We start from the raw sequence: 24,028 nt of genomic DNA on the forward strand, positions 1-24,028 counted from the left end.
CCGCCGTGGTCACCACGACGGGCGACGGCCCGGCGCGGGGTACGCGCCGGGCCGTCGGGTCGGGGATCACTCACGCCGTCTGCCGCCGGGTCTTCACTGCGGTGTCGATCAGGTCCCAGACCACCACCACTGCCGCGCCGACCGCGATGGTCGCCCCGAGGACGTTGCGGTTGTCCGCATTCGCCAGCCAGCTGAGCCGCTCGCCGAGGGCCGGGTTGAGCAGTCGGTCGGTGAGAGCCAGCCACATCAGCGGCACCGCGAAGGCCAGGCTGAGCAACGCCCTGACGCCGAAGAGCGTCCAGGTCCAGTGCGCGATCCGGTACTTGACGATCTCGACCACCGCGCTGCCGGCCAGGACCACGATCAGCGCCGGCAGCCAGAACGACCAGAGCGCCGGGTCGAGGAGCGGGATGTTCTCGCCGTCGGTGCCGCGCACCCAGGACTGGTAGTGCTGGAACGGCAGGTACGCGATGGTCAGCACCAGCATGATCACCGACGCGACGGTGTCGGCGAGCGGGATGCCCCGGTGCACCGGGGCGTCGGGAAGTTGGTCGACCGTCCAGCCGGGCAGGTCCACCGTCGTCTGGGAGCGCTCGATGATCGCGAAGGTCACTGTGAGCCAAAAGGCGATGTGCACGGCCACGTGCAGGGCGACGACGATGCCCGGCCCGATGGCCCCGAAACCGCTGCCCTCGGCGACCTTGACGATGGCGACGATCGTGCCGACGAGCGCCGGGATGAAGCTGAGCAGCAGCTTCAGCAGCCGCAGCCAGACCAGGTAGTAGGTCGGGCCGATGAGCTGCAACCGGCGGTCGGCGTACCGGGCGGCCAGCTCGTCCGGGTTGCCCAGCTCGGTGAGCACCTCCCGCTCGGCCACTGTCGGGTCCGCGCCACCGCCGGTGCGGTCGTCGATCATGTCCTCGATGGAGGCCCGCAGCTCGGTGGCGATCTCGTCGCGGCGCTGGGCGGGCACCGATCGCAGGGTGGCGGCGAGGTAGCGGTCGGTCAGGGTGTTCATCGGTCCACTCCTTGGATCAGCCCGGTGATGGAGGTCTGCACGGCGGCGAGGTCGTCGAGGAGCCGGTTCAGCATCGACTCGCCCTCGTCGCTGGTCCGGTAGAACTTGCGCGGTCGGCTCTCTTCGGTGTTCCACTCGCTGGTCAGCAGCCCCTGGTCCTCCAGGCGGCGCAGCAGCGGGTAGAGGGTGTTGGCGTCGACCGGGAAGCCGTGGTCGCTGAGCCGTTGCAGCAGTGCGTAGCCGTAGTCCGGTCGGCGTAGCGCGACCAGGCTGGCCACCACGACGGTGCCTCGACGCAACTCCTGTAGGTGCGTCCGTAGAACGTCCTCGCTAACCATGTGTCACACCATACTGTGTGGCACACAGTGTTGTCCACCCGACATCATCGTGTCCGCCCAACCTCCGTTTCGGGCCGATACGACGTGCGGGGCGCCCGGTCGACATCGGACGCCCCGCACCTGGGAAGACTCAGCAGGACACGCCCTGCCGGAAGTTCCGCTCGACGAAGCTGGCCGGGCCGACCTGGAAGTAGCCCACCCCCGGCCGGATCGGGTGGCCGGTGAACAGCTCCACCCGCGACCCCGCCCGGACCAGGTACGCCTCGGCGTCCCCCGCGTCGTTGCGGATCAGCGAACCCCGCCAGCCGTAGATCGCCTCCAACTCGTCGAAGGACATGCCGACAGTGGCGCCGGCGGGGGACTGCGGCGGCGCGGTGGCCGTACCGACCTCCACCAGTCGCCCGTCGCGGAAGGCCAGCAGGATCACACCCGCCCAGGAACCGGTCGCGCCGGCGTGCACCACCCCGCCGCAGGTCGGCACGGTCCAGTCGATGTGCCCGTTGGTGGTGAGCGACGCCAGGCTGGCGCCGATGCGGTACACGCCGACGCCACGAACGCTGAGCACCTGCGGGTGGCTGTGCCCGGGGTCGACGGCGAGCGGACCGCGGGCCGAGGCGGGCGCGGTGCCGCCGGCCTGGGGCGCTGCCGCCGCCGGGCCGGCTACCGTCGCCGGGACGAGCGTGCCGAGCGCCAACGCGGCGGTGGTGAGGAGGATCGCGGGACGGTTCATCGTGGCTCCTTCGGTGATGGGTCTCCTGCCCTCTTAGTCACCGCGCCAGGGCCAACGGTTCGTCGGGATTGCGACCGGCCGGGTCTACTGTGCAGAGGAACGCCGACCGACCGTGCTGGCCGGGGGTGAGACGGGTGACGGCTCCACTGCGGATCGGGCCCTACGCCGTCGAGCGACTGCTCGGCGTCGGTTCGTTCGCGATGGTCTGGCTGGGCTACGACCGGGCGCTCGACGCGCACGTGGCGATCAAGGTGCTGGCCGAGAACTGGAGCCACGACCTACGGGTGCGGGAACGCTTCCTCGACGAGGCCCGGTTGCTGCGCCGGTTGGAGCACGAGCGGCTGATCCGGGTGCACGCCGTCGGTGAGCTGCCCGACGGCCGCCCGTACGCGGTCCTGGCCTGGGCGGACGGGGGCAGCCTGCGGGACCGGCTGGCCGCTGGCGAGATCCCCGCGCCGACGGCGTTGCGGCTGCTCGGTGAGGTCTGCGCCGGGGTCGCCGTGCTGCACCGCCACGGCGTCGTGCACCGTGATCTCACCCCGGGCAACATCCTGTTCCGCTCCGCCGGCCCCGGCGGCGGGGAACAGGTGCTGATCGCCGACCTCGGCCTGGCCAAGGCGCTCGCCGCCGCCTCCGGGCTGACCGCCCGGGCCGGCACCCCGGGCTACATGGCCCCCGAGCAGGACGATCCGGGGGCGGTGGTCGACACCCGCGCCGACGTGTACGGGCTCGGCCGGCTCGGCATCCGACTGCTGGCCGCCGACCCGTCGAGCGCGAACCCGACCAGGCCCCATCCGCCTCGGCACTCCCCGGAGATCCGACTTCGGGACGACGTGCCTCCGGCGGTCGCGGCGGTGCTCGCCCGGGCCACCGCCCACCGCCAGGCCGAGCGCTACCCCGATGCCGCGACCCTGCACGCCGCGTTGATCCGCGCGACCGGCCCGGCGGGGCCGGCTACGGTGACCGGTCCGGTGCGGCACCAACCTCGGCCGGCCCGCTCGTACCGGTTGCGGCGGGCCGGGGCCGCTGTGGTGGCCGTCGCCGCGGTGGGTGTGGCGGGTGCCGAGCCGGGTGGCTCCGGGTCGGCGCGGTCGGTCGGCGGCACGTACGCGACCGGGCCGCTGACAGTGACGTTGCCGCCCGGCTGGTCCGCCACTGGTGCCACCTGGGCCGGTCAGTACGGCGCCGACGGCGAACCCGAACCGGCGCTGGTGATGTCGCCGCAACCCCGCCGCTGGGCAGCCGACCCTCGCCTGCCCGGAGCGTTCGTGGGCCTCTCCGCCAGCACGGCGGCCCGCGCCACGCCCGCCGGGTTCCTGGCCGAGCGCACGCACGGCGACTGCACGTCCGCGCCGGCCCGGGTCACCCGGCAGGCCGGCGTCGAGTGGACAGTGGTGGCGTACCGCTGCGAGCGGGGTCGGCCGCAGATCATCGAGTCGGCCGCTCTGCACCCCGGCCGACCCGCCCTGGTGTACGTGCAGATCGCCCCACCCGCGGACGGCGGACCCGACTTCGTGGACACCCTGCTCGCCGGCGTACACCTGCGGTAGGTGCGGCCCAACCCGCCCCTAGCGGACCACCACGGTGATGGTGTGCTCCCGGCCGTCCTTGGGGATCGTCACGGCGACAGTGCCGGCGCGGACGAAGCGGATGTCCACCACGCCCGCCTCGTACTGCTGGGAGACCAACTCCGGGCGGTCCACTGTGACGAGCCCCGGCCCGATGCCCTGGATGCGCAGCACCCCGCCGGTGGCGAAGCAGAGCGATGTGAGCAGCTCGATCTCGGTCTCGGCGAGCGGCAGGTCGTAGCGGACAGCGCCCTGACAGGCCGGCGTCGCGTCGGTCGGCGGGGGAGTCGTTCGGGGCGTACCCCTTGTTCTGGTGGGTGCGGGCGGTGGCGCGGCCGGGCGCGCGCTGGTCGGCGGCGGTCGGAACGGCGACCCGGTGGGCGCGGCGATCGCGGAGATCGTGGGGATCGCGGTGGGGGCCGGCGTCGAACGGGTCGGTCCGGGCGGTTGGACGGGCAGGGGCGAGACGGCGTCGGCGCCGCCGCAGCCGGCGACCGCCACGGTGACCGCGAGGACGACGACGACCCGGCGGAACGACGTGCGGCTCATTGCGCGCCGAGCCGTTGCCGGACCTGCCGCCGGGCCAGGTGCAATCGGGACTTCACAGTGCCCAGCGGCACGTCGAGCAGGGCGGCGATCTCCGGGTAGCTCAGCCCGAGGACGTCGCGCAGGGCGACCACCTCGGCGAGGTCGGGGTGGACCGCGTCGAAGGCGTCGAGCAGGTCGAGGCGGGTGCCCGCGACCACGCTGGTCCGTCGCGGGTCGGCCTGGTCGGGCAGCGGTACGCCCTCGGCCTCCAACCGGCAGCGGCGGCGCAGCGTGCGGTACGTGGAGCGGGCCCGGTTGGCGGTCAGCCGGTGCAGCCAGGTGCGGAACGAGGAGCGCCCCTCGAACCGGGTGATGCCGCCGGCCAGCGCCAGCAAGGTGTCCTGGCAGGCCTCTTCGGCGTCCTCCCGGCTGGGCAGGAACCGGGCGCACAGCCGCAGCACCTCCGGGCGCACCGCGACCAGCAGGGCGTTCAGCGCGGCCGGGTCGCCGTGCGCGGCGGACCGGGCCAGGGCGTCGATGTCGTCCGCGTCGGGCATGCCGGATGTCCAATGCTCGCCGGTGCCGATCCCTGAGCGTACGACCGGTGCGGCCCGCGTGCCCCCGTTCGGTCCGGCACCCGACCCGCTACTCGAAGCGGGAGACGTCCCCGGCGCCCCTGCGCAGGATCTCCGGCTCGGGCCCGGACAGGTCGATCACTGTCGTCGGCTCCTTACCGCAGTCGCCGGCGTCGAGCACCGCGTCGAGTTGGTGGTCGAGCCGTTCCTTGATCTCCCAGCCCTGGGTCATCGGCTCCTCGTCGCCGGGCAGGACCAGCGTGCTGGACACGAGTGGCTCGGCCAACTCGGCCAGCAGCGCCTGGGTGACGGTGTGCCGGGGCACCCGCACGCCGACGGTCCGCTTCTTCGGGTGCAGCATCCGGCGGGGCACCTCCTTGGTGGCCGGCAGGATGAACGTGTAGCTGCCCGGGGTGGACGCCTTCACCAGGCGAAAGACCGAGTTGCTGATCTGCACGAATTGGCCGAGCTGGGCGAAGTCGTGGCAGACCAGCGTGAAGTGGTGCCGGTCGTCGAGGTGTCGGATCTGCCGGATCCGGTCCAGCCCGTCCTGGTTGCCCAGTTGGGTGCCGAGCGCGTAGCAGGAGTCCGTCGGGTAGGCGACCAGCCCACCGCTGCGGATCAGGTCGGCGACCTGCCCGATGACCCGGGGCTGTGGGTTCTCCGGGTGTACGTCGTAGTACCTCGCCATCCTCCGAGACTAGGCGCACCCGGGGAGGATCAGGAGACGAGGGCCACCCTCGGCGCGGACGGTGGAGCCGCCGAGATCACCTCGGTAGGGTAGGTCCCGGTCGGCTCCGACCAACAAGATCCACACCGCCGGGGGGCGCCACGCATGGCTGATTCGTTCGCGCATCTGCACGTGCACACCGAGTACTCGATGCTCGACGGAGCGGCCCGACTGAAGGACCTGTTCGCCGAGGCCAAGCGGCTGGGCATGTCCGCTGTGGCGATCACCGACCACGGCAACATGCACGGCGCGAACGACTTCTACAACCAGGCGATGGCCGCCGGGATCACCCCGATCCTGGGCGTCGAGGCGTACGTGGCGCCGGAGTCGCGCTATCACAAGGCGCGGGTCAAGTGGGGTCGCCCGGAGCAGAAGAGCGACGACATCTCCGGTAACGGCGCGATCACCCACAAGACCATGTGGGCGAAGAACGCGCAGGGCCTGAAGAACCTGTTCACCCTCAACTCGCGCGCCTCCATGGAGGGGCACTACGTCAAGTGGCCCCGGATGGACATGGAGCTGATCGCCGAGCACGCCGAGGGGATCATGGCCACCACCGGCTGCCCGTCCGGCGCGGTGCAGACCCGGCTGCGGCTGGGTCAGTTCGACGAGGCCCTCAAGGTCGCCGCCAGCTACCAGGACATCTTCGGCAAGGACAACTACTTCCTGGAGATCATGGATCACGGCCTCTCCATCGAGAGCCGGGTCCGCGAGGGGCTCACCGAGATCGCCCGCAAGCTGGACATCCCGCCGGTGGTCACGAACGACTCCCACTACACCCACGAGGCGCAGGCCACCGCCCACGACGTGCTGCTCTGTGTGCAGACCGGCAGCAACATCGACGACCCCAACCGGTTCCGGTTCGAGGGCGGCGGCTACTTCATCAAGAGCGCCGACCAGATGCGCGCAGTGGACTCGTCCGAGCTGTGGCAGGAAGGCTGCCGCAACACCCTGCTGGTGGCCGAGAAGGTCGACCCGAAGGGCATGTTCGAGTTCCACAACCTGATGCCGCGCTTCCCGGTGCCCGAGGGGGAGACCGAGGAGTCCTGGTTCCGCAAGGAGACCTTCGCCGGCCTGGCCCGCCGCTATCCGAACGGCATCCCCGAGGGGCACGTCGTCCAGGCCGAGTACGAGCTGGGCGTCATCAACCAGATGGGCTTCCCGTCCTACTTCCTCGTGGTCGCCGACTTCATCCAGTGGGCGAAGAACCAGGGCATCGCTGTGGGTCCGGGCCGTGGTTCGGCCGCCGGGTCGCTCGTCGCGTACGCGCTGGGCATCACCGACCTGGACCCGATCCAGCACGGCCTGATCTTCGAGCGGTTCCTCAACCCCGAGCGGGTCTCGATGCCGGATGTCGACATCGACTTCGACGAGCGCCGGCGCGGCGAGGTGATCAAGTACGTCACCGACAAGTGGGGCGACGACAAGGTCGCCCAGATCGCCACCTTCGGCACGATCAAGGCGAAGGCCGCGATCAAGGACTCGGCCCGGGTCCTCGGCTTCCCGTACGCGGTCGGCGACCGGATCACCAAGGCCATGCCACCGGCGGTGATGGGCAAGGACATTCCGCTCACCGGCATCTTCGACAACAAGCACCCCCGCTACGCGGAGGCGGGCGAGATCCGCGGCCTGTACGACTCCGACCCGGACGTCCGCAAGGTGATCGACACGGCCAAGGGCATCGAGGGGCTGATCCGGCAGACCGGTGTGCACGCCGCCGGCGTCATCATGTCCGCCGAGCCGATCATCGAGCACATCCCGTTGATGCGCCGCGACGCCGACGGGGCGATCATCACGCAGTTCGACTACCCGACCTGCGAGTCGCTCGGGCTGCTGAAGATGGACTTCCTCGGCCTGCGCAACCTGACGATCATCGACGACGCGGTCAAGAACATCGAGCTGAACCACGGCCGGAAGCTCGACCTGCTGGGCCTGCCGCTGGACGACAAGGCCGCGTACGAGCTGCTGGCCCGCGGTGACACCCTGGGCGTGTTCCAGCTCGACGGTGGGCCGATGCGGTCCCTGCTGCGGTTGATGAAGCCGGACAACTTCGAGGACATTTCCGCCGTCCTGGCCCTGTACCGACCCGGCCCAATGGGCGTCGACTCGCACACCAACTACGCGCTGCGCAAGAACGGCCTCCAGGAGATCACGCCGATCCACCCGGAGCTGGAGGAGCCGCTGCGGGAGATCCTGGAGCCCACCCACGGCCTGATCGTCTACCAGGAGCAGGTGCAGCGCGCCGCGCAGATCCTCGCCGGCTACACCCTCGGCCAGGCGGACCTGCTGCGCCGGGCCATGGGTAAGAAGAAGAAGGAGATCCTCGACAAGGAGTTCATCCCGTTCCGGGACGGCTGCCGCGAGCGCGGCTACTCCGACGAGGCGATCCAGGCGGTGTGGGACGTCCTGGTGCCGTTCGCCGGATACGCCTTCAACAAGGCGCACTCCGCCGCGTACGGCCTGGTCTCCTACTGGACCGCGTACCTGAAGGCGCACTATCCGGCCGAGTACATGGCCGGGTTGCTGACCAGCGTCGGCGACGACAAGGACAAGATGGCGCTCTACCTGGCCGAGTGTCGCCGGATGCGCATCCAGGTGCTGCCGCCGGACGTGAACACCTCGGCCGGGCCGTTCACCCCGGTCGGCAAGGACATCCGCTTCGGCCTCGCCGCCGTCCGCAACGTCGGGGCGAACGTGGTCGCCTCGATCATGCGCTGCCGGGAGGAGAAGGGCGAGTACGCCGACTTCTACGACTTCCTGTCCAAGGTGGACGCCGTGGTCTGCAACAAGAAGACCATCGAATCGCTGATCAAGGCGGGCGCTTTCGACTCCCTCGACCACCCCCGCAAGGGCCTGCTCGCGGTGCACGCCGACGCGATCGACGCGTACGCCGACGTCAAGCGCAAGGAGGCCGTCGGCCAGTACGACCTGTTCGGCGCCGGCTTCGGTGACGCCGACACCGGCAGCACCACTGTGATGCCGACCATCGGCGACAGCGAGTGGGACAAGCGCGACAAGCTGGCCTTCGAGCGGGAGATGCTCGGCCTGTACGTCTCCGACCACCCGCTGTTCGGCCTGGAGCACATCCTCAACGCGGCAGCCGACACCACCATCGCCTCCCTGGCCGAGGAGGGCGGGGTGCCCGACGGGGCTGTCGTCACCCTCGCCGGCATCCTCTCCGGAGTGCAGCGCCGGGTCACCAAGCAGGGCCGGGCCTGGGCGTCGGCCACCCTGGAGGACCTGGCCGGTGGGGTGGAGACGCTGTTCTTCCCCAACACCTACGAGGTGATCGGGCAGTACATCGCCGAGGACGCCATCGTGGTGGTCAAGGGTCGGGTGGACCGCCGCGACGACACCCCACGGATCATGGCGATGGACATGTCCATGCCGGACGTCAGCACCAGCGCCACCAACAAGCCGGTCACCCTCACCATCCCTGTGCACCGCTGCACGCCGCCGCTGGTGGAGAAACTCAAGGAGACCCTGGTGCTGCACCCCGGCGACACCGAGGTGCACGTCAAACTCCAGAACGGCGGGCGCACCACCACCCTGCGGCTGGGCCCGTTCCGGGTGGCGGCGACGACCGCGCTGATGGGTGACCTGAAGAGCGTCCTCGGCCCGGCCAACGTGAGCTGAGCCGGCCTCGGTCCGGCCGGCGTGCGCCGGCCGGACCGCTGGGCTCAGACCCGCTCGGGGGCGCTGATCTCGCGCAGTTGGCCGTCGGCCAACCGCAACCAGCGCTGCACGCCGATCTCGGCGAGGAACCGTTCGTCGTGGCTGACCACCACGAACGCCCCCTGGTACGCCGACAGCGCGCTCTCCAACTGACCCACGCTGACCAGGTCCAGGTTGTTGGTCGGCTCGTCGAGCAGCAGCAGTTGCGGCGCCGGCTCGGCGCAGAGCACACAGGCGAGGGTGGCGCGCAGCCGCTCACCGCCGGAGAGCACCCCGACGGGCAGGTTCACCCGGGCACCGCGGAACAGGAACCGGGCGAGCAGGTTCATCCGCTTGGCGTCCGGCAGGCTCGGCGCGTACGCGGCGAAGTTCTCCGCTACCGTACGGTCGAGGTCCAGCAGGTCCAGCCGCTGCGACAGGTACGCGATCCGTCCCTCGCCGCGCTTCAGCTCACCGCCGGACGGTTGCAGGTCACCGTTGACCAGGCGCAGCAGCGTCGACTTGCCGACGCCGTTCGCCCCGGTCAGGGCGATCCGTTCCGGCCCCCGGATCACCAGGTCGGCGCCGTCGCCGCCGAACAGCTCCCGGTCGTCGAAGTGGGCCCGCATCCCGTGGCCGGAGAAGACTGTGCGCCCGCCCGGGACGGTGGTGTCGGGCAGGTCCACGACGATGCGGTCCTCGTCGCGTACCGCCCGGCCGGCCTCGTCGAGTCGGGCCTTGGCCTGACCGAGCCGGGACGAGTGTGTCTCCTGCGCCTTGCCCGCCGACTCCTGCGCGCTGCGCTTGAGCCCACCGGCGACGATCCGGGCCAGGCCGGCGTTCTTCAGGTTCTTCGAGGCGTTGCTGGCCCGCCGGTCGGCCCGTTCCCGGGCCTGCTGCATCTCCCGCTTCTCCCGCTTGACCTCCTGCTCGGCGTTGCGCAGGTTGCTCTCGGCCACCTCCCGTGCCGCCTGCACCGCCTCGGTGTACGCGGTGAAGTTGCCCCCGTACCAGCGGATCTCGCCCTGGTCCAGCTCGGCGATGCGGTCCATCCGGTCCAGCAGTTCCCGGTCGTGGCTGACCAGCAGCAGGCACCCGGACCACTCGGTGAGGACGTCGTAGAGCTTGTGCCGGGCCTCCAGGTCGAGGTTGTTGGTCGGCTCGTCGAGCAGCAGCACGTCCGGGCGGCGCAGCAGTTGCGCCGCCAGGCCGAGCGAGACCACCTGGCCGCCGCTGAGGGTGTGCAGCCGGCGGTCGAGCGACAGCTCACCCAGGCCGAGCCGGTCCAGCTCCGAGCGGGTGCGCTCCTCGATGTCCCAGTCGTCGCCGATGGTGGCGAAGTGCTCCTCGCTGGCATCGCCGGCCTCGATGGCGTGCAGCGCCGCGATCCGCCCGGCCACGCCCAGCACCTGCGCCACGCTCAGGTCACCGACCAGCGGCAGCGTCTGCGGGAGGTAGCCGAGCACACCGTCGACGGTGACGCTGCCGCCGCTGGGCCGCAGCTCCCCGGCGATCAGCCGCAGCAGGGTGCTCTTGCCGGCGCCGTTGGGCGCGACCAGGCCGGTGCGACCGCCGGGAACGGTGAAGGACAGCTCCGAGAAGACCGGGGTGTCGTCCGGCCAGGAGAAGGACAGGTTCGAGCAGACAATGAACGCATCAGACATGCGAGTGACCTCAAAGGGTGGGGTGGGCGCGCCTCAGCCGCCCGACGACAACGGGAACCGGTGGAACGACGTCATGGCCTCGGCGGCTGCGCCTACGCGCGCCGAACCGATGGCCGAACACATCCGGTCTCACCCGGAGATGTCGTCGTCACCCGCCATGTCTGGTCTCCCTGGTCGTACCGCTAACCCAACCCGGCAAGTCTAACAACGGATCTCCGCCCCGCCACGGCAATAAGGCGCAGCGCTCGGTGTATAGGCCAGGCTATAGTTGGTCCATGTCTCATGAGCCGCCACGTCGCTGGGCGATCAAGACGACAACGGATGTCCGCGACTGGTTGCGGTCCCTGCGAGAAATCGACCCGGCGACGTACCGGTCCGTCAACGTAGCGATCGACATGCTTGCGGACACCGGTCCGGGCCTGGGGCGTCCGCTGGACGTCGCCGTTCGCGTGCTGTTCGTCTTCGATCCGTGGTCCCAGGCCGTGCTGCTGGTGGCCGGCAATAAGGCAGGGGATTGGAGTCGGTGGTACGACAAGGCGATTCCAGCGGCGGAGATTGCGTACGAGGGCTGGCTTGCCTTCGAGAGGAAACGGAGGGAGGGCTGATGGGCGACTTTCATGACTGGAACGACATCCGGGCTGAGCTGCATGACGGGGACGATGAAGCGCTCGACACAGAGCGTGCTCGTACCGAGGCGTGGATCAGCGCGTTCCACCTTGCCGAAGAGCGGAAGCGGTTGGGCCTGACCCAGCGGCAGGTGGCCGAGCTGATGGGTGTCACGCCCGGCCGGGTCAGCCAGATCGAGAACGGTGACCTGGAGGCCAACGAGGTCGCGACGCTGAGCCGATACGCACGAGCGCTCGGCGCCCGGATGCGGATCATCTTCGACTACGGCGACGACCTCCGTCAGATCGCCTGAGCTGCTCGGCCAGGTCGTCCACGGAGACGACCGGCTGAATGCCCTGGCGGCGGGCCAACTCCTCGGCCGGCACATGCTCAGCCGTTGACCATTTGCGCTTTCGTCCGGCGTTGCTCGATGTCACGGCTAGCCTTTCCGCCTCGCATGGCCATACCTCTGAGTCATAAATATGACTCAGAGGTATGACGCTCAAAAGACAAACAGACTCAGCCGGAGCGACGCTGTGGTCACCTGGGTCGGTACTCGACCTCGGGGCGGCCAGGGGTGCCGTAGCGGGGGCTGCGGGCCGCCCGGTCGACTGTCACCAGGTACTCCAGGTAGCGGCGGGCGGTCACCCGGGAGATGCCGCTCAGCGCGCTCACCTCGGTCGCTGACAGCCCGACCTCCGCGCGGGTGCCGTCGGTGAGCGCGGCGCGTACCCGATCGAGGGTCTGCGCGTCGAGCCCCTTGGGCAGGCTGTGCCCGGCGGTGCCGCGCAGGGTGGCGAACATCTGGTCCACCTCGTGCTGGGCGGCGACCTCGCCGTCGGCGAGCGCCTGGGCGCGGTAGTCGGCGTACCGCTCCAACTTGTCGCGGAACGCGGCGAACGTGAACGGCTTGAGCAGGTAGTGGGTCACCCCGAGGGACACGGCGGTGCGCACCACCGCCAGGTCCCGCGCGGACGTCACCGCGAGCACGTCGACGCTGCTGCCGGCCGCGCGCAGCGCCCGGCAGACGTCCAGGCCGTGCAGGTCCGGCAGCCGAAAATCAAGGAGTACGAGGTCCACGTCGCCGCCGTCGTTGGCGCGCAGGGCCGCCATCGCCGCCCGCGCGGTGTGCGCCACCCCGACCACCACGAAACCGGGAACCCGTTCGGTGTACGCGCTGTGCGCCTCGGCCAGCAGCGGCTCGTCCTCGACGACCAGCACCCGGATGGCGGTCATGACCGCTCGATCCTGCTCGGCAGCCGGACGGTGAACAGGCTGCCGCCGTCGTCGGAGCGACAGACCTCGGCGCTGCCGCCGTGCCGGCGCACCACCTGCCCGACCAGCGCCAGGCCGAGGCCCCGGCCGGTGCTCTTGGTGGACCAGCCGCGCCGGAACGCGTCGGCGACCCGCTCCGGTGCCAGACCGGGGCCGCTGTCGGCCACCCGGACCACCAGCTCGTCGTCGGTAGCGCCGACGAAGACCCGCACCCGGCGGGGTGCCGGCGTACCGGCCACCGCCTCCAGGGCGTTGTCGACCAGGTTGCCGACGACGGTGAGCAGGTCACCGGTCGGCAGCGGACTGTCGTCGAGGCGGCAGTCCGGCTCGATGACCAGATCCACCCCGCGCTCACCGGCCTGTGCGGACTTGCCGAGCAGCAGGGCGGCCAACGCCGGCTCGGTCACCGCGCCGACCACCCGGTCGGTCAGCTGTTGGGCGAGGGCCAGGTCCCGGGTGCCGAGCCGGACCGCCTCGTCGGCGCGGCCCAGCTCCACCAGGGTCAGCACCGTGTGCAGCCGATTGGCCGACTCGTGGGTCTGCGCCTGCAACGCCTCGGTCAACGCGCGCACCGAATCCAGCTCGCTGGCCAGGGTGCGTAGCTCGGTCTGGTCGCGCAGGGTCAGCACGGTGCCGAGCACCGCGCCCTCGAAGCGGGTGGTCCGCTGGTTGGCGACGAGCACCCGGTCACCGGCGAGGATCGGCTCGTCGCGGGCGTCACGCCCGGAGTCGAGCAGCTCGGCCGCCGCGGGCGGCAGGTCGATCCCGGCCACCGGTTGGTCGATCACCGGCGCGTCCGCGTCGAGCCCCAACAGCCGGCGGCCCTCGTCGTTCACCAGCGCCACCCGACGATCGGTGGTCAGCACGACGAGACCTTCGCGCACCGAGTGCAGAACGGCGTCGTAGTACTCGTACATCCGCGTCATCTGGGCCGGCCCCAGACCGTGCGTCTGGCGGCGGAGCCGGCGACTGAGCAGCCAGGAGCCCGTCGCGGCGAGCGCCAGAGCCGGCGCGACCACACCGAACAGCACCGGCAGCTGGCCGAGCAGCTTCTTGTCGATCTCGCGGGTGGTGATGCCCACCGAGACCAGACCGACGAGGCGTCGCTGCTCGTCGTACACCGGAACGACAGCGCGCACCGACTCGCCGAGCGTCCCGACGTTGGTGGTGGTGAACGCGCGGCCCGCCAGAGCGGGCCCGATCTCACCGACGAACGGCTCGCCGATCCGGTCCCGGGTCGGGTGCGAGAAACGGGTGCGGTCGGGGGCCATCACCACCACGAAGTCGGTGCCCGTGGCCTTCCGGGTCGACTCGGCGTACGGCTGGAGGACCCCGGCGGGGTCGGCGGTCGTGAGGGCCGCCCGGACGTCGGGGGAGCCGGCCACGGTCTGCGCCACAGCGAGCACCTCCTCCTGCGCGGCCTGGCGGGAGTCGCTGCGGGCCAACCAGACGGCGCCCGCCGCGCCGGCCAGCACGAGCAGCGTCACCACCATCGCCTGGAGGGCGAAGAGTTGCCCCGCGATGCTCCACTGGCGTCGGGCCACCTCCACCACCTCCCTCGTCGCGCCACCGTTTCTGCCATCGCGGTGAACAGAATGACCGCAAGGCTGTCAACGGGTGAGACGCGCTTCACATTGTCGACATGGACACCACCGCATCCGCCACCACCCCGGCACCGGCGGCCCGCCGGGACCGTACCCGTTACCTGTATCTGGCCGTCATCGTGGCCGTGGTCGCCGGCATCGTGGTCGGCCTGGTCGCGCCCGATTTCGGCAAGGAACTCAAGCCGATCGGCACCGGCTTCGTCAACCTGATCAAGATGATGATCAGCCCGGTCATCTTCTGCACCATCGTGCTCGGCGTCGGCTCCGTCCGGCAGGCCGCGAAGGTCGGCAAGGTCGGCGGCCTGGCCCTCGGCTACTTCCTGACCATGTCGACCGTCGCGCTGGCCATCGGCCTGGTCGTCGGCAACCTCATCCACCCCGGCTCGGGCCTGAACCTCGGCCCGGACCTCGTCGGCTCCGGCAAGGCCGCCGCCGGTGACGAGGCCGCTGGTACGGCCGACTTCCTGCTCGGGATCATCCCGACGACGCTGCTCTCCTCGCTCACCGAGGGCAAGGTGCTCCAGACGCTGCTGGTCGCCCTGCTGGTCGGCTTCGCCGTCCAGGCCATGGGCCGGCGCGGTGAGCCGGTGCTCAGCGCCATCACCGTCATCCAGCGGGTCGTCTTCAAGGTCCTCGCCATGATCATGTGGCTGGCGCCGATCGGGGCGTTCGGCGCGATGGCCGCCGTGGTCGGCGCGACCGGCGTCGACGCCCTCAAGAGCCTCGCCCAGATCATGGTGGGCTTCTACGCCACCTGTCTGATCTTCGTGCTGGTGTTCCTGGGCGCGCTGCTGTGGTTCGTGGCCCGGATCTCGATCTTCTCGTTGCTGCGTTACCTGGGCCGGGAGTTCCTGCTGATCCTGTCGACCTCGTCGTCGGAGTCGGCGCTGCCGCGGCTGATCGCCAAGATGGAGCACTTCGGTGTGAGCAAGCCGGTCGTCGGCATCACGGTGCCGACCGGCTACTCGTTCAACCTGGACGGTACGGCGATCTACCTGACCATGGCGTCGCTGTTCATCGCCGACGCGCTGGGTAAGCCGCTGGCCATCGGCGAGCAGATCTCACTGCTGCTGTTCATGATCATCGCGTCGAAGGGCGCCGCCGGGGTCACCGGCGCCGGGCTGGCCACGCTGGCCGGCGGCCTCCAGTCGCACCGCCCGGACCTCGTCGACGGGGTTGGGCTGATCGTCGGCATCGACCGGTTCATGTCGGAGGCTCGGGCGCTGACCAACTTCGCCGGCAACGCGGTGGCGACCGTACTGGTGGGAACCTGGACTGGGGAGTTCGACCGGGAGCGGGCGGCCGGTGTGCTGAGCGGCAACGACCCGTTCGACGAGGCCACCATGGTCGACGAGCACGACGACGAGGCGGCGTCCCACCCCGACGAGAAGCAGGCCGCGCCGGCCGGAGCCCCGGCCTGAGTCACGGCGTGCACCGGGTCGCGGCGGCCGAGTGCCGCCGCGACCCCGGTCCGGCAGCGCAGCGCCGCCGCGACCCCCTCCGGCCGTGATCCACTCGGCATCCCGAAAATCGGGGCATCCGAGCCGCCCGGACACCGCGACTTCCTGAAAGTCGAGTTGATCAGTGGCCGGCCCCGGCGCGGTCCCGGCCGGCGGGGCTCGCCGCCTGTCTGACTACCGCATCCGGGGCGCCAGCTCGAAGTGGCGGGCCAACTCAGCGCTGACGACGGGGCCCGCGATGGTTACGGTCGTGGATGCCGAGGTATCCCGACCGTTCGAGGAGTGATCGCATGCCCCCCTCTCCGTCCCGGCTCTTCGCCGAGATAGCGACGGCCGAACCACCCGCCGAGACCAGAGTGGTCATGCGACGGGCGGTGGTGCTCGGTGGCAGCATGGCCGGGTTGCTGGCGGCCCGGGTGTTGAGCGACCACGCCGAGGAAGTGCTGATCATCGAACGGGATCCGTCCGATGTCGGCGCCGGTCCACGGCCGGGTGTGCCCCAGGGCAGTCAGGTGCACGCGCTGCTGCCCGCCGGTCAGGTCCAGTTGGAGCGCTGGTTTCCCGGCATCGCCGAGGAGGCGCTCGCGCTCGGCGCCCCGCCGCCACCGCGCGACCCGGGCACGGCGAAGGTCTTCGTGAACGGCATGTTGGGTCTGCCGCCCGCGGCGACCGGCACCGGGCCGGCGCTGATCACCACGCGTCCGTTCCTGGAGGCGCTGGTCCGCCGACGCACCCTCACCATCGACAACATCCGCATGGTGTACGGCCGGGCGGAGGGTCTGCTCTTCGACGAGCGGCGGGTCACCGGCGCCCGGTACGTGCCCGAGGGTGGCACCGAGCCCATCGTCGAAGCGGCGGACCTGGTGGTCGACGCGATGGGGCGGTCCAGCCGGTTGAGCGACTGGCTGGCCGAGCACGGGTGGCCGCGCCCGCCGCTGCACCGCATGCCGATCAAGCTGAACTACGCCACGGCGCTCTTCAAGCGCGACGAGTCGGTCAGCGACGCCTGGGTGGCGGTCTTCCACACCATGGCGGGCAAGGGGCGTACCGCCCGGATCGGTGGGATCAACTCGGTCGAGGGGGACCGCTGGATCATGCTGGTGGCCGGCTACGACGGGGACCGGCCCAGCCGCGACGTCGCCGACTTCACGGCCCGTTGCCGGGAGCACTACCCGCAGATGTTCGGTGACATCGCCGAACGCGGGGAGATGCTCGGTGGCGTGGTCACGTACCACCAGGCGGACAGCCGACGCCGCGACTTCCACAAGCTCGACCGTCTGCCCGCCGGGTTGGTCGCCGCCGGCGACGCGGTCGCGTCCTTCAACCCGGTGTACGGCCAGGGAATGACCTCCGCGACACTGCACGCCTCCTGTCTGTCGAAGTACCTGCGCTCCGGTCCGAAGCCGCACGACGAGCCCGCGCACGCGTACTTCGACCAGGTCCGCGTGGTGGTCGACGCCGCCTGGCAGATCTCCACCACCGCCGACATCGAGCTGCCGCACGTCGACGGGCCGTACCCGCCCGGCTACAAGGTCACCAAGTGGTTCGGGGACCTGCTCTTCCGGGCGTCGCTGACCGACCCGGTGCTCAACGCCCGGCTGGGTCGGGTCACCACCATGCTCGACCACCCGGCCGCCCTGAGCCGCCCCGGCACCCTGTTCCGGGCCCTCCGGCTCGGCCTGCTCGGCGGCTCCCGGCGGTGATTCGTCGCCAACCCGTCGCCGGTCGCGGCGCGCGGTGGAGAATGGTGGGCCGGGGAGGGGTGCTGCGACGAACCGGGGGAGCGGTAGTGCTCGGAACCAGCCTCCTTGGCCGGCTTCGCCGCCGTGACCCGGGTGACGCCATCCTGCGACGCGCGGCCCGGCTGACGCTCGTCGCGTCGGTCGTCTTCTACGGCTGCCGGTACGGCGCGGGCAGTTCGACGCTCGCCACGTACGGGTTGTTCGGCACGATCGCCGCCGGGTCGTTCGCGCAGCTCCCTGGTCCGGCGCCGCAACGGGCGCGGCTCCTCGTGCTGTCGCTGCCGGTGGTGTGGGCGCTGATCGCGGCGGGCTCGCTGTTGGCGTGGAGCACCTGGGCGGCCGCCGGTGGCATGCTGGTCGTCGGGTTCGTGGTGGCGTTCGCCGGGGTCGGCAACCCGCGTCTGGTGGGTTTGGCGAGCGCGTTCCAGCTCTTCTACATCCTGGCGTCGTTCCCGCCGTACCAGCCGGACATCCTGCCGGAGCGACTCGGTGGGGTGACCCTCGCCGTCGTGCTGCTCGCCGCGGCCGAGGTGTTTCTCTGGCCCGACCCGGTGCCGGTCTCCTACCGGCAGCGCCTCGCCGAGGCGGCGGACGGCGTCGCCGCCTTCCTCGACGCCGCCGCCGAGAAGTTGACCGACCCGCACGCCGCTGCGGGTGACCCGGACGGGCGGCGCGAGCGGGCGCACGACGTGGTGGCGGCGATCGAGCTGAACCGCAGCCCTCCGGCGTGGGCGCCCACCGCGGCGGGCGCTCAGGATCGGGCGTTGCGGATCTGCGCGGCCGCGTTACGGGAGGTGCTCGGCGAGGCGGACCGGTTGGCGGCGGACGCCCCGCCGGAGCCGATCCCGGACCTGGCGGCGGCGCGTCTGCTGCGCTCGTGCGCGGACACCACCCGCGCGGTCGGCCGGAGCCTGTCGCCGGGTGCCCCGGCGGTGACCCCGGCCGACCTGGATGTGGCGGTCGGACGAGCCGAGGCGGCGTACCCGGTGGGAGACGGCCAGGTCCGCGACGCGCCGGACGTACCACGGTTGTGCAGGGACGCGACCGCGCTGGCCCTCGCGGACCAGGTGCGGGTCTTCGTCGTCGGTTCCCGGGTGGCCACCGGGGCGCGGCTCGGCGGCGACGACGCCTCCTCGGCGCTGTTCGAGTACGCCCGACGCAGCCCGTGGACGCTGTACTGGTGGCAGTTCCGCTCCCACCTGGCGCCGCGCTCGGTCCACCTGCACAGCTCGCTGCGGCTGGCCGTGGCGCTGGCCATCGCCCGGGTGGCCGCCGGGGTGTTGCAGCTGACCCACGGCTTCTGGGTGCTGCTGGCCACCCTCACGGTCCTGCGCACGTCGGCCGCCGACACCCGTACCGCTCTGCGGCCGGCCGTGCTGGGCACGATCATCGGTGCGGTCGTCAGCGGCGGGGTGATGGTTGTCGTCGACGATCCGATCGTGTACGCCGTCGTCCTGCCGGTCACCCTGCTGCTGGCCTTCGGCGTCGGCCGCCTGCTCGGTCCGGTGTGGCAGCAGGCGCTGTTCACAGTGCTGCTGACTGTCGTCTTCGCCCAGCTCAGCCCGGAAGGGTGGCGGCTCGCCGAGGCCCGCCTCGTCGACGTGCTGCTCGGCGCGGTGATCGGTGTGTTCGCCGGGGTGGCGATCTGGCCGCGCGGCGCGGGCCATGACCTGCGGCACAACGCCACCCGGTACCTGGCGGCCAGCGCGGACGCTGTCGAACAGACGGTCCAGTCGATGCTCGGCGATGCTCCGCCACCCGCGCGTGCCCTCGCCCGGGTCCGTCGCCGGATGATCCTGATCGACTCGTCGTACTGCCAGTACCACTCTGAGCGGCACGATCCGCACCGTCAACAGGTGAACTGGGACGCCGTGCTGAGCGCCGGGCACCACGTCGTGCCCGGCGCGGAGTCGCTGCTGCGCCGCAACCCGCCCGGCTGCCTCGCCGACTGGCCCGGGGCGGCGGCGCTGCTGCGGGACTCCGCCGCGCGCCTGCGATCGGCGTACGACGCCCTCGCCGACGAGGTCGCCCACGGCCGGACGTCGGACCGGGCACCGGTCTCGACCAGCTGCGTCGATCAGCTGGACCGGATCCGTCCGCTCCTCGGCGAGGCCGACCATCAGTCGGTCCGGCACCTGGTGGAGGTCGACCGGTGGCTCGCCGGCCTCGCCGACAGTCTTGCCCGGATCCCCCTGCCCGCTGCTGACGAGTCGATCGGGCGCTCCCGGAAGCGGTGACACCGGTGCCGCCGGGGTCGATGTGACCGATCCGGTGTCCCAACCAGTCATGACCTGTGGAAGCCCACCGGGGCCACGGGAGGAAACATGGATCAGAACCTACGGGTGCTCTTCGACCGCGCTGTCGCCGACGAGCCGGAACTACCCCTGGTCGACCTGGTCGGTGACGCGGTGACCGCCGGCACCGGCCTGCGTCGACGCCGACAACGGCTGGTGGCGACAGGTGTTGCCGCCGTGATCGCCGTCGCGGCCGTGGGGGCGGTGAACGTGGCGACACCGCCGCAACGGTCGGCGCCGCCACCGACGACGGTGCCGGCGGCGTTCGGCATGCTCGTGAACAGGGCGTGCCAGGCCCCCGCTGACGAGACCGCGACCGACGCCGCGGTCTACCTTGCTCCCGAGATCACCGACCAGCAGCGCAGCGCGGTCAACCGCGCGCTGGACGCGGACCCGGCGGTCGGGACGGTGGCGTATGAGAGCCGCGAAGAGGCGCTGAAGAAGTTCAAGAAGGTGTACGCGGACGCTCCCGAACTCGTCGACCACATCGTGCCCAGCCAACTGCCGGAGTCATTCCGGATCACGCTCGTCGTGCGGTCGAGGTACGCGGAGCTGGCTGAGCGCGTCAAACGCCTGTCCGGGGTCGACGAGATCATCGGCATCGACTGCCCGGCCGGCACCAACGCGTCGGCGGTCGACTGATGGCGGCTGCCCGCTGGGGCGCGGCTCGACGGCGTGAGCAGAGCGCCCAGCAGGCGGAGTTCACCGCCTTCGTCGAGACCACCGCACCGAGGCTTCGGCGTACCGCCTATCTGATGTGTCGCGACTGGCACCTCGCCCAGGACCTGACCCAGACGACCTTCGCGAAGATGTACGCGAACTGGGGCCGGATCCGGCACACCGCGAACCTTGAGGCGTACAGCCGTCGGGTCCTCATGAACGCCGTCTTCGACCAGAACAAGCGGCGCAGCGCCGCCGAGGTCGTGCTCGCCGAGCTGCCGGAGGGGTCGCCGCAACGGCCCGACGACACCACGGAGCTGCACGTCGCCCTGCTCCAGGCGTTGGCCACCCTGCCGATCCGCGACCAGGCCATCGTGGTGCTCCGGCACTGGGAGGACCAGAGCGTCGAGGCCGTCGCCAGCACCCTCGACGTCTCCGTGTCGGTGGTCAAGATGCAGAACGCCCGCGCGCTGACCAGGCTGCGGGCGTTGCTCGGTCAGGACTTCGTCCGCATCTGACAGGCCGCCGATCGCCGATTGGCCGTGCCCGTCGCGCGTCGCTCGGCCTAACGTCGACGACATGGAGATCGAGCAGGCGCAGAAGCTGTGGCAGCCGGAGCCTGGCTGGTTGAACACCGCCAGCTACGGGTTGCCGCCGGAGCCGGCGTGGGCGGCGTTGCAGGAGGCTCTCGCGGCCTGGCGGGTTGGTCGTACGTCGTGGGAGGGCTGGGGCGAGTCGACGCACCGGGCTCGCGTCACCTTCGCCGACCTCATCGGGGTGCCGGTCGGTGACGTGGCGGTCGGCGCGGCGGTGTCGCAGCTCCTCGCGCCGGTCGCGGCGGCGCTGCCGGCGGGTGCCACTGTGGTGGTCCCCGAGGTCGAGTTCACCTCGAATCTCTTCCCCTGGCTGGTTCAGGAGGAGCGTGGCGTCAAGGTCCGCACGGTGCCGCTGGAGTCTCTGGTCGACGCCATCGACGCCGATACCGACCTGGTGGCGTTCAGCCTGGTGCAGTCGGCTGACGGGGCGGTCGCCGCGTACGACGAGATCGTGGCAGCGGCCCGCGCCCACGACGCGCTGGTGGCGGTGGACGCTACCCAGGCGTGCGGCTGGCTGCCGTTCGACGGCAGCCGGGCCGACGCGGTGGCGGTGGGCGGCTACAAGTGGCTGATGAATCCGCGCGGGACCGCGTACGCCTATCTGGCCCCCGGGTTGCGTGAGCGGTTGCGCCCCGACGCGGCCGGCTGGTACGCGGGCCGGGACCCGCACGCCTCCTACTACGGCCCGCCGCTGCGGCTGGCCGACGACGCCCGCCGGTTCGACATCTCACCGGCCTGGTTCAGTTGGGTCGGTGCGGCGCCCGCCCTGGACGTGGTCGCCGAGATCGGCGTGTCGGCGATCGGGGCGCACAACGTGGCGCTGGCCAACCGGTTCCTGACCGGGCTGGGCCGGGCGCCGGGGGAGAGCGCCATCGTCAGCGTGGACGTGCCGGACGCGGAGCAGCGCCTCGCGGCGGCCGGCATCCGGGCGGCGGTGCGCGCCGGACGGGTCCGGGCCTCGTTCCACATCTACTCCACCGAGGCCGACGTGGACGCCGCGCTCACGGCGTTGACCGGTTAGACCGGCCGTGCCCGCTGTGGGGCACGGCCGGCCGGCCGGTCAGGAGCAGATGCTGAAGTTCGCGTGCGTGTACGCGAGAGGCTTCCACTCCAGGTCGACCCCGAGGCTCATGTCCCACCTACCGTCCGGGAGACGGCCGAAGTAGATGAAGTTGCTGCCGAGCCCGTCGTAGTAGAACCAGTTGTCGCTCTCGTACGTGGTGAGGCGGGTTGCTGCCCTGGCGAGTGTCTTGGGACCGACGACGCCGTCGCTCACGAGGCCCCTGTCGCTCTGCCACCGCTTGGTGGCGGCCGTCGTCACCGCACCGAACCTGCAGTCGACGCCGGAGGCGGCAAGGTAGCCGTCGGCAACCAGGATCTTCTGCCACATGGCGACGACGTTGTTGTACGACCGGGTCGACGCGGAGATGGGCCCCTCGTCGTTCCAGTCGTCGGTCCAGGTGCCCGAGCCCGCGATGTACCCCTGGCTGACGTTGGCCGACGCCGGCGCGGCCGGGATGGCGACGGCGCCGACCGTGGCGACGACGATCGCCGTCGCCACGGCCCTGATTCGTAGGTGCATGGAACATCCCCCTTGGCTGAGTGGCAGCTGTCATGGGGGTAGATGGCCGGCGGACCTACTTTGTTCACGGCGGCCGGACATTCGACGTCAGGCCAGGTGGCCACCGATCTTGGTGTAGCCGCGCAGCAGGTCCCGCGAGATGATCAGCCGCTGCATCTCGTCGGTGCCCTCGAAGATCCGGTAGAGCCGGACCTGCCGGTACCAACGTTCGATCGGCAGCTCTCGGGTGTAGCCCATGCCGCCGTGGATCTGGAGCACCCGGTCGACCACCCGGTTGACCATGCCGGCCCCGTAGAGCTTGCCCATCGACGAGGCGTGCCGGGGGTCCAGGCCCGCGTCGACCGTCCACGCCGAGCGCAGCACCAGCCAGCGGGCCGCCTCCAGCTCCGTCTCGGAGTCGGCGATCATCCACTGGATGGCCTGGTTGGTGCCGATCTTCGTGCCGAAGGTCTCCCGGGTGTTGGCGTACTCGATGGCCATCTGCAACACCCGCTCGGCGATGCCGATGGCGTGCGACGGGATGGTGTAACGCCCCTTGCCGATCCACTCCATGCCGAGCGTGAAGCCCTGCCCGATCTCACCGAGGATGTTGCGGTGCGGCACGCGTACGCCGTCGAAGATGAGCGACGCGGGCCCGCCCTCGCCCATCGTCTGGATGAACTCGGAGCGCCAGCCCATCGACCGGTCCACCAGGAACGCGGTGGCGCCGCCGTTGCGGGCGCCCTTATCCCGGTCGGTCACCGCGACCACGATGGCGAAGTCGGCGTCGTGGCCGCCGGTGATGAAGGTCTTCTCGCCGTCGAGGATCCAGTCGTCGCCGTCGCGGCGGGCGGACAGCCGGATGTTTGCCGCGTCGGATCCGGCGCCCGGCTCGGTGATCGCGAAGCAGGAGCGTCGCTCGCCCTCGATGGTCGGGATGAGGAACTCCTGCTTCTGCTCCTCGGTGGCGTGGAACAGGATGTTGTCCGCCTCGCCGCCGAAGCGGAACGGCACGAACGTGCGGCCCAGCTCGGTCCAGATCAACGACTGGAGTACGGCCGGCAGGTTCATCCCGCCGTACTCCTCCGGGGTGGCCAGGCCCCAGAAGCCGAACTTGCGCGCCTTGAGTTGCAGTTCGCGCACCTCGGAGTGGTCGAGGCCCGGCTGGTGCGCCCGTTCCCGGCGGAGCACCTCCGCTTCCAGGGGCATCACCTCGCGGGTGATGAACGCGCGCACGGTGTCCCGGACGGCGCGTTCCTCGTCGGACAGTGCGAAGTCCACGGTTCCCCCTCGGTCGGCGTGGTGGTGTGCCGCCACGGGCCGTAGCGGTTCCTCATAAACTAGCGGTGTAAGTTTTCATTCGTCCAGACCCCTTCTCCGGCCGACATGGTGACGCCTGCCCGCAGGCGGTCCCCGATAGGGTGC

The 24,028-nt window shown here is 71.0% G+C and carries 21 protein-coding genes; 10 read left to right on the top strand and 11 right to left on the bottom strand.

Translation table 11 applies throughout. The annotated features are described in order from the left end of the window. Positions 1–70: 70 nt before the first annotated feature. The 3 genes from GUI43_RS22905 to GUI43_RS22915 all read right to left on the bottom strand — a co-directional run bounded on the left by GUI43_RS22905 (position 71) and on the right by GUI43_RS22915 (position 2,086). Positions 71–1,018 (bottom strand): permease prefix domain 1-containing protein, encoded by a 948-nt coding sequence (locus GUI43_RS22905; protein WP_112583366.1) that lies wholly within the window; start codon positions 1,016–1,018, stop codon positions 71–73. Then, entirely contained in the window at positions 1,015–1,356 is a 342-nt protein-coding gene (locus GUI43_RS22910; protein ID WP_091401756.1) for a PadR family transcriptional regulator, read from the bottom strand. The genes GUI43_RS22905 and GUI43_RS22910 overlap by 4 nt, the downstream gene beginning before the upstream one ends. Before the next feature lie 130 nt (positions 1,357–1,486). Next, complete coding sequence (locus tag GUI43_RS22915; RefSeq protein WP_112699757.1) at positions 1,487–2,086, bottom strand: hypothetical protein; 600 nt, start codon at positions 2,084–2,086, stop codon at positions 1,487–1,489. 134 nt (positions 2,087–2,220) lie between these two features. Between GUI43_RS22915 and GUI43_RS22920 the strand changes: the two genes are divergently transcribed. Further along, a complete protein-coding gene (locus GUI43_RS22920; protein WP_112699758.1) occupies positions 2,221–3,636 on the top strand; it encodes a serine/threonine-protein kinase in 1,416 nt (471 codons plus the stop codon). 18 nt (positions 3,637–3,654) lie between these two features. Here GUI43_RS22920 and GUI43_RS22925 read toward each other — a convergent pair whose 3' ends face one another. From GUI43_RS22925 to GUI43_RS22935, 3 genes are all read right to left on the bottom strand, one after another. Continuing rightward, the gene (locus GUI43_RS22925) at positions 3,655–4,203 is read right to left on the bottom strand and encodes a hypothetical protein (RefSeq protein ID WP_112699759.1); all 549 of its coding nucleotides are present in this window, start codon (positions 4,201–4,203) and stop codon (positions 3,655–3,657) included. Continuing rightward, positions 4,200–4,739 carry an RNA polymerase sigma factor gene (locus GUI43_RS22930; RefSeq protein WP_112677982.1) on the bottom strand — a complete coding sequence of 180 codons (540 nt, stop codon included), beginning with the start codon at positions 4,737–4,739 and terminating at the stop codon, positions 4,200–4,202. The genes GUI43_RS22925 and GUI43_RS22930 overlap by 4 nt, the downstream gene beginning before the upstream one ends. An 88-nt stretch (positions 4,740–4,827) precedes the next feature. Further along, positions 4,828–5,448 carry an L-threonylcarbamoyladenylate synthase gene (locus GUI43_RS22935; protein ID WP_112699760.1) on the bottom strand — a complete coding sequence of 207 codons (621 nt, stop codon included), beginning with the start codon at positions 5,446–5,448 and terminating at the stop codon, positions 4,828–4,830. Positions 5,449–5,592: 144 nt separating this feature from the next. On the opposite strand from GUI43_RS22935, the gene dnaE reads away from it, so the two are divergent. Further along, positions 5,593–9,123: a DNA polymerase III subunit alpha gene (gene dnaE / locus GUI43_RS22940; RefSeq protein WP_112583357.1), complete on the top strand. Its 3,531-nt coding sequence runs from the start codon at positions 5,593–5,595 to the stop codon at positions 9,121–9,123. 44 nt (positions 9,124–9,167) lie between these two features. Here dnaE and abc-f read toward each other — a convergent pair whose 3' ends face one another. Continuing rightward, entirely contained in the window at positions 9,168–10,805 is a 1,638-nt protein-coding gene (gene abc-f / locus GUI43_RS22945) for a ribosomal protection-like ABC-F family protein (RefSeq protein ID WP_112602081.1), read from the bottom strand. A gap of 275 nt (positions 10,806–11,080) precedes the next feature. On the opposite strand from abc-f, the gene GUI43_RS22950 reads away from it, so the two are divergent. Both GUI43_RS22950 and GUI43_RS22955 read left to right on the top strand, forming a co-directional pair. After that, positions 11,081–11,410 (top strand): type II toxin-antitoxin system RelE/ParE family toxin, encoded by a 330-nt coding sequence (locus GUI43_RS22950; RefSeq protein WP_112699761.1) that lies wholly within the window; start codon positions 11,081–11,083, stop codon positions 11,408–11,410. Next, complete coding sequence (locus GUI43_RS22955) at positions 11,410–11,724, top strand: transcriptional regulator (protein WP_091401771.1); 315 nt, start codon at positions 11,410–11,412, stop codon at positions 11,722–11,724. The genes GUI43_RS22950 and GUI43_RS22955 overlap by 1 nt, the downstream gene beginning before the upstream one ends. Positions 11,725–11,951: 227 nt before the next feature. Here GUI43_RS22955 and GUI43_RS22960 read toward each other — a convergent pair whose 3' ends face one another. After that, a complete protein-coding gene (locus tag GUI43_RS22960; protein WP_112699762.1) occupies positions 11,952–12,647 on the bottom strand; it encodes a response regulator in 696 nt (231 codons plus the stop codon). Then, positions 12,644–14,230 (bottom strand): ATP-binding protein, encoded by a 1,587-nt coding sequence (locus tag GUI43_RS22965; RefSeq protein WP_112699771.1) that lies wholly within the window; start codon positions 14,228–14,230, stop codon positions 12,644–12,646. The genes GUI43_RS22960 and GUI43_RS22965 overlap by 4 nt, the downstream gene beginning before the upstream one ends. A 98-nt stretch (positions 14,231–14,328) precedes the next feature. On the opposite strand from GUI43_RS22965, the gene GUI43_RS22970 reads away from it, so the two are divergent. From GUI43_RS22970 to GUI43_RS22995, 6 genes are all read left to right on the top strand, one after another. Continuing rightward, on the top strand, positions 14,329–15,711 hold the full coding sequence (locus tag GUI43_RS22970) for a cation:dicarboxylate symporter family transporter (RefSeq protein WP_112699763.1): 1,383 nt from the start codon (positions 14,329–14,331) through the stop codon (positions 15,709–15,711). Between the two features lie 329 nt (positions 15,712–16,040). After that, positions 16,041–17,453, top strand: a complete 1,413-nt coding sequence (locus GUI43_RS22975) for an FAD-dependent oxidoreductase (protein WP_211326748.1) — start codon at positions 16,041–16,043, stop codon at positions 17,451–17,453. A gap of 86 nt (positions 17,454–17,539) precedes the next feature. Then, positions 17,540–19,729 (top strand): FUSC family protein, encoded by a 2,190-nt coding sequence (locus tag GUI43_RS22980; protein ID WP_249037825.1) that lies wholly within the window; start codon positions 17,540–17,542, stop codon positions 19,727–19,729. Between the two features lie 87 nt (positions 19,730–19,816). Continuing rightward, the gene (locus GUI43_RS22985; protein ID WP_112583351.1) at positions 19,817–20,428 is read left to right on the top strand and encodes a permease-like cell division protein FtsX; all 612 of its coding nucleotides are present in this window, start codon (positions 19,817–19,819) and stop codon (positions 20,426–20,428) included. Then, positions 20,428–20,964, top strand: coding sequence for a SigE family RNA polymerase sigma factor (locus GUI43_RS22990; protein WP_112583350.1), 537 nt, complete (start codon positions 20,428–20,430; stop codon positions 20,962–20,964). Before GUI43_RS22985 ends, GUI43_RS22990 begins: the two co-directional genes overlap by 1 nt. Before the next feature lie 61 nt (positions 20,965–21,025). Further along, positions 21,026–22,063 carry an aminotransferase class V-fold PLP-dependent enzyme gene (locus GUI43_RS22995; RefSeq protein WP_112583349.1) on the top strand — a complete coding sequence of 346 codons (1,038 nt, stop codon included), beginning with the start codon at positions 21,026–21,028 and terminating at the stop codon, positions 22,061–22,063. A 39-nt stretch (positions 22,064–22,102) separates the two neighbouring features. Here the strand turns inward: GUI43_RS22995 and GUI43_RS23000 are convergent, their stop codons facing one another. Beyond that, positions 22,103–22,624 carry a peptidoglycan-binding domain-containing protein gene (locus GUI43_RS23000; RefSeq protein ID WP_112699766.1) on the bottom strand — a complete coding sequence of 174 codons (522 nt, stop codon included), beginning with the start codon at positions 22,622–22,624 and terminating at the stop codon, positions 22,103–22,105. An 87-nt stretch (positions 22,625–22,711) separates the two neighbouring features. Further along, the gene (locus GUI43_RS23005) at positions 22,712–23,884 is read right to left on the bottom strand and encodes an acyl-CoA dehydrogenase family protein (protein WP_112583443.1); all 1,173 of its coding nucleotides are present in this window, start codon (positions 23,882–23,884) and stop codon (positions 22,712–22,714) included. Positions 23,885–24,028 lie beyond the last annotated feature (144 nt).

It is taken from the genome of Micromonospora noduli (genome assembly GCF_003264365.1).
In the GTDB taxonomy this organism is placed as follows: domain Bacteria; phylum Actinomycetota; class Actinomycetes; order Mycobacteriales; family Micromonosporaceae; genus Micromonospora; species Micromonospora noduli.